Consider the following 13,661-nt stretch of genomic DNA (forward strand, 5'->3'; position numbering starts at 1 on the left):
AAATAAAAAAATAAAGGTGATTTAGTTAATGCAATGTAAATACGTCTAAGCTTATCATGCCATTTGCACTTATATTCTAGTTGGCGCAAAAATTCACCCCAACCACAATCAGCAATAGCCTTGGCGAGTTTATGATTCGCCATCATGTTTTTTACTCCTAAAGTCTCGGTATAGATAGCTTGGCTTTCGCTAACCAATTTTGTACTCAGCTTGTGTAAAAAATCTTTTCGGCAATCAGCTATCTTAGCGTGTAGCTTTGCTACTTTTAGCCTTGCCTTGTATCGGTTGTTTGAACCTTTCTTTTTCTTGGCTAACCTGCGCTGTAGAGTTTTGAGCCTAGCTTGATATTTCTGATAATGCTTGGGATTACCTGATGCAAAACCGTTACTGCAAACTGCTACATCTTTTATCCCCAAATCAATCCCAATTTTCTCTGTTCCTAATTTCCACTGCTCTAATTCTTCTTCAACTAGAAAAGAAACGAAATATCTATTGCTTGGATCAAGCGTGATGGTTACAGATTTTGGTTGACCATTAAAATATCTACTCCATTTGATTTTTAGAGGTTGAGACATTTTAGCTAGAGTCAATTTTTCACCGTCCCATTTAAAAGCGTTAGGCGCATAGTGTGCCGACTGTTTACCGTTCTTTTTCTTAAACCTAGGGTATTTATTTCTGCCAGCAAAGAAGTTGATGAACGCCGTGTTTAGATGCCTTAACCCCTGCTGTAATGGCACTGCCGAAACTTGTTTCAACCAAGGTTTTTCAGGATCTTTCTTTAGCTTTGTTAGAGCGTTTGAAGTGTCCGTATAGCTGAGAGATACGTTATCTTGGTAGTAGCTATTGGTTCTTAAAGCTAATGCCCAGTTATACACGAATCTAGTACAGCCAAACGTCTGCGCCAACTCTAATCGTTGCGCTGAGGTCGGGTAAAATCTGTGCTTGAATCCGCGTATTTGTCTCATAGTATAAGTTTACCATGAATACAATTGCTGTGTAAACAAATTTCTGACGCGAAGCTAATTCTTTAGGGCAACCACTACGTTGCAAAGTTCGCGCTTCATCCCCAGCTTAAAAGACAGGGGTCTTCTCGCTCACATTCGATAACATCTAAAATATCTAAAATATTGTCAACTTTTTGGGGCAAATGGGAACAATGATATTACGAATTTAAAGTTTTGGTAAAGACTGATGAAATCTAAATATCTAATTTCCTGTTTAACTATGGTTGCAGGACTTTCTTTGTCCACTCAAGCTGCAATGGCAGATATCGTCGTCAAATGGCAACCAGGGGATAATGCTGCCAATATTCAAAAAGCGATCGATTCGGGGGACAGTACAGTTATTATTCCCAAAGCAGCTCAACCTTGGTTGGTGGGAGAAACTATTTATGCCAAACAAGCCAACCAAAAAATTGTTTTTCAGCCAGGAGTAGTGATGCTGGCGCAAAAAGGAGCTTTCAAGCCAAAAACGGCAAACATGGTCACAGTATTGGCAGATAATGTTACTTTGTCTGGCTATGACGCTAAGTTTAGAATGCGTAAAGCTGACTATCAAAATCCTAACTTATACGAGCCTTCACAATTTCGCCACATCATAGCATTTCGAGGCGCGAACAACTTTGTGGTAGAAGGGCTGACACTCCAAGACTCTGGAGGTGATGGTCTTTTTATTTCTCACGGTCAAAGCCAAAAAAATCAACTTCCTGCTAAAAAATATTCCTCGGGTATAGTTCGCGATGTGATTTCTCGCAACCATCATCGACTGGGAATGAGTATTATGAGCGCGCAAGATCTCTTAGTAGAAAATAGTACTTTTCAAGGTAGTAGTGGCACAAAACCCGCTTCGGGAGTTGATATCGAACCAGATCATGATTGGCAAAAGCTAGCTAATATTAAATTTATTAATAATAAGTTTATTAATAATCAACGCAACGGAATTCAAATCGGATTAATTAGATATCGAGGCAATAATGTGTCAGATATTAGTATTAGTTTTGATGGTTGTACTTCTACAGGAAATGGAGAAGACGGTATCTCAATTAATGCTCACGAACCTGGATTTACGGATGGTCCTAAAGGTTTTATTGATGTCAAAAACTGTAATATTGCTAGTTCTGGAGAAAATGGAATTTTCATTAAATCCGATCACAAAAATCCCGTAGATACTTTCCAAATTAACTTTGACGATATTACCTTAAAAAATACAGCCACAAAATCAACCGAGTTTTTTCCGATTAGCATTCAAAATAGTTTGGAGCCTGGGGTAGTTTGCAATATTGACTTTGGCAAAAAGTTTTCCATTACAGACAATAAAAATCGTCCCGCATTATATGTCAATAATCCTGCAAAAAAACAAGGTTTGACTAATGTTCACGGTACAATTCAAGTTAATAACAGTCAGAAAAAAGAACCATCTTTAGGCAATAATTTGAACAATGTTACCTTGAAATTTACTAATTGATTTGCTTAATATTATTTAGGTACTTAATATTGTTTAGGTACCTACTTAAACAATATTAATCATCTGTTTTTAGTTATTTATCTTTATGGATGCAACTAAAATTAATTCAATTATATCTATTTGTAGAATATACTTAGGTGCTGTCTTGTAAGTATTATTTCGACTAAACAGAATTATATAATCGAAAAGCAATTCCAAAAACAGTTTATTCCCTGATGTCATTTCATTATTCTGAGAATATTCTGTTAAATGGAAGCAAGTGATCTAAATTAGATTTTATCTTGACTAAGATCACTTTTTATCTCTATAAATTGTGTCTATTTTTAATTTCTTTTGATCGCCATATTTATTTTTTCTATCCCTAACTCAGTTTATTTATAGCTAATACCTAAACTATCTCAAAATTCTATGCTATCTAACCAACAGATTGTCTTTATCGATTCTCAAGTTACCGATCTTCAAATACTCAAGAATGGAGTCGCATCAGGAATAGAAGTTATAATTCTCGATTCTCATCAAGATGGCATCGAACAAATTACTGAAGTTTTAAGCCAAAAGCCTTACTCAAAAGTTCACATAGTCTCTCACGGTTCTCCTGGTTGCTTGTATTTAGGTAATACCCAACTAAGTTTAGATACCTTAAATACTTACAAATCACAACTAAAAACTTGGTTTAATCCCCCCGCTTGCAGCACCCCCCTTAATAAGGGGGGCAGGGGGGATCTCCTCCTCTACGGTTGTAACGTCGCTGCTGGCGATGCTGGCGAGGAATTTATTACTAAGTTACACAATATTACTGGTGCAGAAATTGCTGCTTCTACTACCCGTATTGGTAATGCAGCCAAAGGTGGTAATTGGGAATTAGATTATCAAATCAAATCAGATCAAATTCCTCTTGCATTTACAGAACAAACTATAAACAGCTACGCAGGAGTTTTTGCCAGTGTAAGTCAAGAAAATACAACATCAGGAACATTTGGCTCAAGTCCAACTAGCCTAACTAGAACTTTTAATGTTACCGAAGCGGGTACACTAACATCCCTTACTTTAGGTTTTAATGCAACTCATCTTTATCGAGGAGATATTAGAGCTACTTTAACTGCTCCAGATGCTACGTCTGTCATTGTTATAGCAAGCAGTGGTAGTGATGATGATATTAATTATGATGTACTGTTGCAAACTGGAGGAGGAGCATTAGACGATAATAATCTTGATAACACAGCTTCACCTTTTTACGATCGCACTGTTGCTCCATCCAATGCTCTTTCTGCCTTTACGGGTAAATCTATTCAGGGAACTTGGACTCTGACTATTCTAGATACATTTCCTGGCGAGGATGACGGAACTTTTAACAGAGCGCAACTGAACTTAGAATATACTCCTGCTATTCCTACTATTGCGGGAACAGTCTTCTCTGACTACGACAACGACGGCACACAAGAACTTGCTAACACTGCCTCAGAAGTAGGATACGAAGGCATTACCGTTACGGCTACTTTCTCCGATGGTAGTACCGCAACAGATACCACCGATGCTAATGGTGATTACAGTATCACTAACACTAATAGTTTAGCTGCGCGAGTGGAGTTTACTCTTCCCGATGGTTATGTTGGTAGTTCTTTAGCAAGTGCGGATGCTAATACAGTTGGCAGTGTCTTTTTTAACGATGGTACGAGTCAAACAGCTAACTTTGGTATTTTCAATCCCAATCAATATATAACTAACACTAGCCCTACTCTAGTTATTCCTTGCTATGTCTACTCTGGAGCAACAGGGGCAGGTAGTGCAGCAGCCATTGTCACCGTACTTCATAGCGATAGTGGGGATCTTAGTCGGAGTCCCAATACAGAAACGGCGATTGTCACCGTTAATGATGTAGGTGCGGTCAACGGTTTAGCATACAACAAAGAAACAGAAGATTTATTTGCTGGTGCATTTCAAAAACGCCATTCCGACGTTAAAAATCAGAATAATGGCGTAATTTATCGTGTCGATACTAATAACAGCAATGCAGTCAATGAATTAATCGATCTTGAAGACTTTTTTGGTGCTAATGTTGCAGGGGCTTATTCCCATGATAGTGCTAATTACGATATTGATGCAGTCGCCTTTGATGCCGTAGGGAAGGTTGCTTTAGGGGATGTGGAAATCTCTGAAGATCGTCAGCATATTTGGACAATTAATCTGGCAGACCGCAGCCTTTACAAAATAGAAGTTGGCGATGGTACTAAACATACTGCTGGTGATGGCAAAGAAAGAACCCAATATGAAATTTTAGGAGATGATAACACTAGTCCGACTAATGGTGGTATTCCCTTAAACGATCTTGGTGCAGACCCGAATACTAATATTCGTCCTTTTGCTTTGGCGCAAAAAGATGGCTTGATTTATGTTGGCATGATTAATTCTGCCGAATCAACTCAAAATCAAAGCGACTTACACGCCTATGTCTATACTTTCGATCCAGCAACAGAAACCTTTAGTAGTAACCCTGTAGTTGATTTTGCCCTTAACTACCCCAGGGAAAGAAAAGGTGTTAACGTTGATGATAATGAACCACCTGGACTAGGAGCGCAAGCAGAATGGGATCCTTGGGTAAGTGATTTTAATGATTTTACCTTTAGCGTTTTTGGATCGAGCTTCAATGATTTTAATGATATACCCGATCAAACTCAACCTTGGCTAACGGATATTGAATTCGATCGCAATGGTAATTTAATTTTAGGCTTACGCGATCGCACTGCCGATCAAGTGGGAAATCTTCTTCCCGATCCCGATGGTACTGTTCCTAACAATGATGATCCTAACAATTCTCCAGGAACAGGTCTTGATGGTTATCGAGTTTTTTCAGGAGGAGATATTCTCCGTGCCACACCATCCTCCACAACTTCAGGTACGTGGGATATTGAAAATATCGCTACGGAAACTGATGAATTTTATGATAGTGAGGTATTTAACGGACATCAAGAAACAGCCCAAGGTGGACTGCTGCAACTTCCTGGTTACGATCATATTGTTACCACGGCAATGGATCCAGTACAGTTTAATACAGGTGGTTTAATTAAGCTCAGTGACACAGACGGAACGCAGACAACTACTGGTATTGAACTTTATGATACTAGTCTGGCTGGAAATTTTGCCAAAGCCAATGGTCTAGGTGATGTGGAATTTTTTGCCGAACTCGCACCCATTGAAATTGGTGACAGAATTTGGAACGATACCGATGGTGATGGTATCCAAGATGCAGGAGAAGCAGGAATTTCTGTTGTTGCTATTAGTCTTTATGATTCTACAGGGGCTACTGTATACGGGACAACTACTACCGACAGTAATGGTAACTATTACTTTAATGATAGTAATGTCAACCAAAATGGTGCTACTGGCTTAGACCCTAATACCCAATATCAGATTCAAATTAGCTCTAGTAATTTCAACGCTGGTCAACCTCTGGAAAATCTTAATTTAACGGTTGCCAATCAAGAAAGCAACGATCTGATAGATTCGGATGCCACTAATGTTAGCAGCATTCCTACTATTTCCGTCACCACTGGAGATTATGGGGAAAATGACTTTTCGTTAGATGCAGGATTTACTTCCCAAGAATTTGATTATGGTGATGCCCCAGATACTACTGGAGGTAATGGTGCAGGAGATTATACTACTACAGAAGCTAATGGTGGGGCATCTCATGTTATTACCTCTGGCTTAAGCATTGGTAGCACTGTAGATGCAGATGACGGTACATTAAACAACGCTGCTGCCACCGCAGATGATAACAATGGTACTGATGATGAAGACGGTATTACTACCTTTGATACCCTGGCAACAAATACCAGTACCTACAGCGTAGAGGTAGATGTCACCAACACCACAGGAGGAGATGTCACCCTCATTGGTTGGATTGACTTTGATGGGAATGGAGTCTTTGACACCGATGAAGAAGCCATTGCTACCGTTGCCAATAATGACACCACAGCTACTTTAACCTGGAATACAATTCCTGGAGATATTACCGCAGGAACTACCTATAGTCGTTTTAGAATCAGTAGTGATGCTTTAACCGAAGCAAATTCTACTGGTGCAGCTACTGATGGAGAAGTAGAAGATTATCAACTCACTATTGCCGAGGCTGATTACGGTGACGCACCTGATACTAGTGGAGGAAATGGCGCAGGAGATTACACCACCACCGCAGCCAATGGTGGGGCATCCCATGCGATCGCCTCTGGCTTAAGCATTGGTAGTATAGTAGATGGAGATGACGGCACACTGCAAAATTCTACTGCAACAGCAGATGATAATGATGGCACAGATGATGAAGATGGCATTACTAGCTTTGATACCCTGGCAACAAATGCCAGTACCTACAGCGTAGAGGTAGATGTCACCAACACCTCAGGAGGAGATGTCACTCTCATTGGTTGGATTGACTTTGATGGGAATGGTGTCTTTGATACCGATGAAGAAGCCATTGCTACTGTTGCCAACAATGACACATCAGCTACTTTAACCTGGAGTACTATTCCTGGGGATATCACCGCAGGAACTACCTATAGTCGTTTCAGAATCAGTAGTGATGCTTTAACTGAGTCTGATTCCACGGGTGCTGCTACCGATGGTGAAGTAGAAGATTATAAAATCGAGATTAAAAACGGAATTACGGGTAATGACTATTCCGAAACTCTGACCAATTCTACCCCAGATGTAAACGATATCTTTACTGGTGGTGCGGGACAAGACACCCTTACGGGTAATGGCGGAAATGACTGTTTTAAATTTAGCGTCACCAGTGACGGAATTGATATCATCACCGATTTTGACGCTGCAACCAGCACTACCTACAACGACAGATTAGATTTGAGTAATGTCTTCAACAATGAACTCAGCGCGCTTACTATTACCGACAATCCTTTTACTGATGGTTACGTTAAAGCGATTACTTCTGGTTCTAATGTGATGATTCAAATCGATCCGACTCCTCTAGATAATAGCGATGATTTTTATGCCAAAAATATTGCTCTTTTAGAAGGGGTTGCAGTAGGCAATATTGATGCTAGCGATTTTATTTTTTAGCTTTTACTCTTTTCACCTCGTACATACTTGTTATTTCTCTTAGATATTATTATGTCTCTATTTCTTTCTCGTTATTCCAAATTAATTCATTCTGCTTCTACCATTACTAGTCTGGCTTTAATTGGGAATCTGTTTTGGCTCAATTCTGCTCGTGCTTTTGATATTACTTTCAGCAATAGTGGTTTTGAAAGTTCTCTAACTGACTGGGGGACTATTGGTGATGTTAATACTATTGGTTCGGATCTAGTTCAAGCAAGCAACGGCGACACGGGATTTATCAATCCTCTTGGTGGTATCAATCAGGCTATTGTGACAACTGGCTACCAAACTATTAACAGAATTGATGATGTTGACGGTTCTAATAGCACTTTAAGTTTCAATCAAAGTACAACTACTAACCCCGTCGATTCCGATACCATTACTGCTAATAATTCGGTCAATGATTTTCAAACTCAGTTGGGTTTAAATCTTTACGATCTGAGTATTCCTCGAATCAATGGAGATACCTCAACTCCCCGTACTTCCAAAGAAGCTTCTGCCATCTATCAAGATCTTACTTTTACTGTTACTCAATCTGAAGTTGATGCTGGTAATAATGCCTTTGAGGTTAGTTTCAACTGGGCTTATTTGACCAACGATGGCGTAAGCGGAGACTTAGGAAATCAAGACTATAGTTTTATTTCTATTTACGATGTTACTGGCGGAACTGATTCTACCGCTAAGAATATTGAACTTTTAGGGGATAGTAACCAAAGCATAATTGCACCGACAGCAAGTAATAATTACAGTTATGGCGATACTACTTATTACGATTTGAGTAATCCCTATACGACCTCTGTGACGGGTTTAGCAGCAGGAGATTATACTTATCGAGTGTCTCTTGGAGTAGTTGATGTTGATAATTTTGGTCGCTCTTCTGCTTTGCTGATCGATAATTTCAGTGCCAAACAAGTTCCTTTTGATTTTTCTCCCAGTGCTGGCTTACTTGTTGTTGCTGGTATATTTGGCTTTAAAAAAATACTACAAAAAAATGATAATAATGGTAATCAAGTAAAAGAGTAATTGCCCGAAAATCCTGGTGAATATTATAAGAGTGCGATCGCCTCTTTAACCTAACCAGGAAGCAAAATCAGTGGCAAAAGTTCCTAGGAATATTGATTGGCGAATTTGTTGGGTAAAACGAATTAATTCGGTGATGTTATGTAGAGATAGCATAATATATCCCAGCATCTCTTGCGATCGCACCATATGGCAGAGATATGCCCGACTAAAGTTGCTACAAGCATAACAAGAGCAAGTTTTGTCTAGAGGTTGATAGTCTCGTTTGTATTTAGCATTTTTAATATTAATCCTTTCTCCCTGTACTAATGCCGTACCATGACGACCAAAACGAGTAGGAATTACGCAGTCAAATAAATCTATCCCCGATGCGATCGCTTGTGCCATTTCTCGATAAGTTCCGACACCCATCAAATAACGTGGTTTATTAGTAGGTAATAAAGGCGCAGTATGCTTGACTGTAGCATTGATTAATTCTGGTTCTTCCCCGACACTGACTCCGCCAATTGCATATCCAGGTAAGTCTAATTCCCTTAATTGTTCTACTGCTTTGGTACGCAAGTCGAGATGTATTCCACCTTGGACAATACCAAATAACGCCTGTTTTGAAGTATTTTGATGAGCTTCAACGCATCTTTTGAGCCAGCGATAACTTCTATCTGTAGCTGCTGCTACCTGCTCTTTTGTCGCATCAGCAGGGGGACATTCGTCAAATGCCATAATCACATCTGCACCCAAGGCATTTTGAATCTGAATCGATCTTTCTGGACTAATTTCAATTATCCTACCGTCGCGGGGAGATTTAAAAGTGACTCCCTGTTCGGTTATTTTCCGCATCTCACTCAGACTAAAAACCTGAAATCCACCCGAATCGGTCAAAATTGGCTGATTCCACGCCATAAAACTGTGTAAGCCCCCCGCTTCTTTGACTATATCTTCTCCTGGCTGTAGATGGAGGTGATAGGTATTCGCCAAAATCATTTGAGCCTTGGCATCTTTTAATTGCTGAGGAATAATACCTTTAACCGTCGCTAAAGTACCAACGGGCATAAATCGAGGAGTCTCTACAATGCCATGAGGAGTATTAAAAACTCCCGCCCTTGCATGAGTGTGACTACAGTTTGCCTGACATTCAAATGAAAAACCCACTATGTGATTATTGATTATTGATTATTAATTACTTATTGAAAGTCTTCATCGTCAAGCTGTACGTCCAAACGAGCAGACAAAACTTCTGTTACCATTGCCTCGATCGCTTCTGCATCGATATTTTTGGAGATTGCTTGAGGCTCGATTTTACGAGGGATTGGAATTAGACATAGTTGCATACTATCTTGAATTAGATTGAAGCAAGTTTCGTTTTCAGTGGATTTACTTAGCTGTAAATAGTCAAAACTATTGATATTTATATAGATTTTTTTATTAGCAATTAAAGTAGATTGATGATAGTCACTAAATATTTCTTGAATAAATCCGTTTCCTTTACTCTTGATTTGTCCATCTATAGTATGAACATAGTGAACATGACACATATCGGTTAGCAAACGTCTAATATCATCATGATTAATCAGAATTCCTTCGTCTACTATACAGGGAGCAGCTAGAGACTTCATGCCTTGATGTTTGGTCATAAGAAATTATGCTTGAGCTTTTGAATTATTGAGCTTCGGTATTTTGTTGTTAGAAATACGCTGTAAAAATAAAGTAGCTTATGAAACAATATTAGCCCAACTTTTGCGATGTATTTAATCAAATTTTAATCAATGATTTATCCATGACAAAAATACCTATTGTTCGTTTCCAGTTATGGATTTATGACTTGATCGCTTCTTTGTTAAGCAGTGTAATTTTTTATACTATTATCCCCTTGCCTCCTCGGTGGACAAATAATTGGTCGCGTATTGCTCGTTGGTGTCCCATCATCGGGTTGTTAATTGGTCTATTACTAGCTTTAGTCAATATATTGCTAGGTTTTTGCCAAATGCCAAATTTAACGAGTAAAGCTTTAATTGTGGCAATTTGGGTGGCAATTACTGGCGGTTTACACTTAGATGGTGCAATGGATACGGCAGATGGTTTATCCGTAACAGATCCCCTGCGCCAACTGGAAGTGATGAAGGATAGTGCTACGGGGGCATTTGGTGCGATCGCTGCAATTATCATTTTATTGTTAAAAACTATATCTTTATCTGATATTTCTCTCCCTTTATGGTTGGTCTTAATTTCTGCTGCGGGTTGGGCGAGATGGGGACAGGTATGGGCGATCGCTTTTTATCCTTATTTAAGGAAAACAGGAAAAGGATCGTTTCACCAAGAAAATCTTCGTTCGCCCCAAGATATACTGTTGGGTTTGTTTGTTTTAGTCGGTTGTAGTGGTTTTTGGTTTACCGTTGCATCTTTATCATGGTTACAGGTGGGAGTAATTATTCTGGGAAATATGGCGATCGCTTTTTTGACGGGATATTGGTTCAATAAGCAACTCGGGGGACATACAGGAGACACTTATGGTGCAGTAGTTGAATGGAGTGAGGCCTTAATATTGTGTTTCCTAACCGTATTTTGAGGATATTCTAAAATTGATAAAATAATCAAACTATCAAGGATAAGTTAGAGGCTATATGGTGACTAGAAGAGTTGCAGACATTTTAAAAAACGGTCAACCCGATGAATTAGCAACTATTAAAGGTTGGGTGCGTACCAAAAGAGAATTAAAAGGATTTTCTTTTATAGAAGTCAATGATGGTTCGTCTTTGGCGGGTTTGCAAGCTGTTCTGGATGCCGATTTGCCCGACTATGAGAATATAATCAAGCAACTCAGTACTGGTGCTTCTGTCGAAATTGAAGGGAAGCTAGTAGAGTCTCCTGGTAAAGGACAAAAGATCGAGATGAAAGGAGAGTCGGTAATTGTTTATGGTACTGCCGATCCCGAAACCTATCCTTTACAAAAAAAACGCCACTCTTTTGAATTCTTACGCACTATTAGCCACTTGCGATCGCGTACTAATACCCTTGGTGCGGTATTTAGGGTACGGAATGCTTGCGCTACCGCCATTCATCAGTTTTTTCAAGAAAAGGGCTTTTTATGGATACACAGCCCCATTATTACTGCTAGCGACTGCGAAGGTGCGGGGGAATTATTTACCGTTACTAATTTCGATCTCAATAAATTACCCAAAAATGATGGGGGAGAAATTGACTACAGTCAAGACTTCTTTGGCAAGCAAGCCTATCTTACCGTAAGCGGACAACTGCAAGCGGAAGTAATGGCGATGGCATTTCAAAACGTTTACACTTTTGGTCCTACTTTTCGTGCCGAAAATTCTAATACTTCTCGTCACTTGGCTGAATTTTGGATGGTCGAACCAGAAATGGCTTTTTGCGATCTAGAAGGCGACCAAAATCTGGCAGAGGAGTTTCTTAAGTATATTTTTAAATATGTCTTAGATAATTGTGCTGAAGATATCGAGTTTTTCAACAAGTGGGTCAATAAATCTCTTCTAGAGACAGCGGACAATATTATTAATAACGAGTTTGAACGAGTTACTTATACCGAAGCAGTTGCGTTATTGGAAAAAGCAACCAAGAAATTTGAATTTCCTGTCGAGTGGGGTATCGATCTTCAATCGGAACATGAACGTTATTTAGCCGAGGATTTATTCAAAAAGCCCGTTATCGTAACCAACTACCCTAAAGATATCAAAGCCTTTTATATGCGCTTAGATGAAGGAGAAAAAACCGTTTCCGCCATGGATATCTTAGCCCCTGGTATTGGGGAAATTATTGGCGGATCGCAACGGGAAGAAAGACTCGATGTCCTAGAAAGACGGATTAAAGAAATGAATATCGAGGCGGATGATATTTGGTGGTACTTAGATTTACGTCGTTATGGCACAGTACCCCACGCTGGCTTTGGTTTGGGCTTTGAAAGACTCGTGCAGTTTATTACAGGAATGACCAACATTCGCGATGTAATTCCCTTCCCTCGTACTCCGTTAAGTGCAGACTTTTAATTAAGGAACGAAGACAAAGTAGTAGGGTGGGCAAAGAGGTTGTAGAGATCGCATTGATGATTGCCCACCAAATTAAAAAACTTATGCCCAAAATAATATAAAGCAAATATAAAGCACCAGAATAATTAAATTTTGGTAATAATATATAAAGTTATATGAAGAGTTTACTATGGCTACTGGACAGGATACATTGTGGGAAAAGTTTTTACAGCCTTTATTCGGGCTGATGGTCGATCGCGAGGAGTTAAAAGAACTATCGGATAGTATAAATTGGGATCAAGAATGCGATCGCATTGCCTCTGCCGATTTAGTTTATCCCGAATATTATCTTTCACAAAATTTTCACGGCATTACAGGAGGATATTTGACTTCTGGTGCAGCAGTTACTTACGATCCTGTGACTCAATATGCCTTACCTCCTAATGAAACTTGGAATAGGGAAGCAGTAATCAAAGCAGTTACGGGAAATCCTAGCAAGATTATCGATCTCGGTTGCGGTACTGGTTCGACTACCATGTTACTCAAACAAGCTTTTCCTAGTGCGGAAGTAACAGGATTGGATTTATCGCCCCAAATGCTAGTGATGGCAGAATATAAAGCCACTCAAGCAGGATTAGATATTCAATGGTTGCATGGTTTAGCCGAAGCAACTAACCTTGCTGATGGTGAGTTCGATCTGGTTACTGCTTCTCTGTTATTCCACGAAACTCCTGTTAAAATTGCTCGATCTATTCTTGAAGAAGCATATCGTTTGCTTTCTCCTGGGGGACAGATAATTATTCTGGATGGTCATCAAAAAACTTTGCGCCAGACAACTTGGCTGACAGAAATCTTTGAAGAACCCTATATTAATGACTATGCTGCGGGTAGTTTAGATGCCTGGTTGGGTGCAGCAGGTTTTCATGAAGTCCGAACTGAAGATATTTGGTGGACAAATCAACTAAGTGGGGGAGTAAAATCGGTTATCGTTTAGTCTTCTATCTTGAGGATATTGAATAGTACTTGACATCCTCCCACCGCTAAACGCGCTTTGCGCTATAGCGGGGGATTCCAAAG

9 protein-coding genes are annotated in these 13,661 nt (G+C 39.5%); 6 read left to right on the forward strand and 3 right to left on the reverse strand.

Features of this window, described 5'->3' with window-relative positions; genetic code table 11:
• A partial coding sequence (locus I4641_RS21460) for an RNA-guided endonuclease InsQ/TnpB family protein (protein ID WP_229642636.1) occupies positions 1 to 965 on the reverse strand: 965 nt, incomplete at its 3' end.
• Between the two features lie 226 nt (positions 966 to 1,191).
• Between I4641_RS21460 and I4641_RS21465 the strand changes: the two genes are divergently transcribed.
• The 3 genes from I4641_RS21465 (at position 1,192) to I4641_RS21475 (ending at position 8,598) form a co-directional block, all read left to right on the forward strand.
• Positions 1,192 to 2,463, forward strand: a complete 1,272-nt coding sequence (locus I4641_RS21465) for a right-handed parallel beta-helix repeat-containing protein (RefSeq protein ID WP_229642637.1) — start codon at positions 1,192 to 1,194, stop codon at positions 2,461 to 2,463.
• 408 nt (positions 2,464 to 2,871) lie between these two features.
• Positions 2,872 to 7,536 carry a DUF4347 domain-containing protein gene (locus I4641_RS21470; protein WP_229642638.1) on the forward strand — a complete coding sequence of 1,555 codons (4,665 nt, stop codon included), beginning with the start codon at positions 2,872 to 2,874 and terminating at the stop codon, positions 7,534 to 7,536.
• A 51-nt stretch (positions 7,537 to 7,587) separates the two neighbouring features.
• On the forward strand, positions 7,588 to 8,598 hold the full coding sequence (locus I4641_RS21475; RefSeq protein ID WP_229642639.1) for a PFE-CTERM domain-containing protein: 1,011 nt from the start codon (positions 7,588 to 7,590) through the stop codon (positions 8,596 to 8,598).
• A gap of 45 nt (positions 8,599 to 8,643) precedes the next feature.
• Here I4641_RS21475 and tgt read toward each other — a convergent pair whose 3' ends face one another.
• Both tgt and I4641_RS21485 read right to left on the reverse strand, forming a co-directional pair.
• A complete protein-coding gene (tgt, locus tag I4641_RS21480) occupies positions 8,644 to 9,744 on the reverse strand; it encodes a tRNA guanosine(34) transglycosylase Tgt (protein ID WP_229642640.1) in 1,101 nt (366 codons plus the stop codon).
• Positions 9,745 to 9,776: 32 nt separating this feature from the next.
• Entirely contained in the window at positions 9,777 to 10,226 is a 450-nt protein-coding gene (locus I4641_RS21485) for a hypothetical protein (protein ID WP_229642641.1), read from the reverse strand.
• 143 nt (positions 10,227 to 10,369) lie between these two features.
• On the opposite strand from I4641_RS21485, the gene cobS reads away from it, so the two are divergent.
• The 3 genes from cobS to I4641_RS21500 all read left to right on the forward strand — a co-directional run bounded on the left by cobS (position 10,370) and on the right by I4641_RS21500 (position 13,578).
• Positions 10,370 to 11,158, forward strand: a complete 789-nt coding sequence (gene cobS, locus I4641_RS21490) for an adenosylcobinamide-GDP ribazoletransferase (RefSeq protein ID WP_229642642.1) — start codon at positions 10,370 to 10,372, stop codon at positions 11,156 to 11,158.
• 55 nt (positions 11,159 to 11,213) lie between these two features.
• Positions 11,214 to 12,605, forward strand: coding sequence for an asparagine--tRNA ligase (gene asnS, locus I4641_RS21495; protein WP_229642643.1), 1,392 nt, complete (start codon positions 11,214 to 11,216; stop codon positions 12,603 to 12,605).
• 169 nt (positions 12,606 to 12,774) lie between these two features.
• Positions 12,775 to 13,578: a class I SAM-dependent methyltransferase gene (locus I4641_RS21500; RefSeq protein ID WP_229642644.1), complete on the forward strand. Its 804-nt coding sequence runs from the start codon at positions 12,775 to 12,777 to the stop codon at positions 13,576 to 13,578.
• Positions 13,579 to 13,661 lie beyond the last annotated feature (83 nt).

It is taken from the genome of Waterburya agarophytonicola KI4, from assembly GCF_020640915.1.
GTDB lineage: Bacteria > Cyanobacteriota > Cyanobacteriia > Cyanobacteriales > Xenococcaceae > Waterburya > Waterburya agarophytonicola.

Excerpts from the sequence above, each read along its gene's own strand:
- I4641_RS21465 (WP_229642637.1), top strand. The coding sequence starts at position 1,192 with ATGAAATCTAAATATCTAATTTCCTGTTTAACTATGGTTGCAGGACTT.
- I4641_RS21500 (WP_229642644.1), top strand. The coding sequence starts at position 12,775 with ATGGCTACTGGACAGGATACATTGTGGGAAAAGTTTTTACAGCCTTTA.
- cobS (WP_229642642.1), top strand. The coding sequence starts at position 10,370 with ATGACAAAAATACCTATTGTTCGTTTCCAGTTATGGATTTATGACTTG.
- asnS (WP_229642643.1), top strand. The coding sequence starts at position 11,214 with ATGGTGACTAGAAGAGTTGCAGACATTTTAAAAAACGGTCAACCCGAT.
- I4641_RS21475 (WP_229642639.1), top strand. The coding sequence starts at position 7,588 with ATGTCTCTATTTCTTTCTCGTTATTCCAAATTAATTCATTCTGCTTCT.
- I4641_RS21485 (WP_229642641.1), bottom strand. The coding sequence starts at position 10,226 with ATGACCAAACATCAAGGCATGAAGTCTCTAGCTGCTCCCTGTATAGTA.
- I4641_RS21470 (WP_229642638.1), top strand. The coding sequence starts at position 2,872 with ATGCTATCTAACCAACAGATTGTCTTTATCGATTCTCAAGTTACCGAT.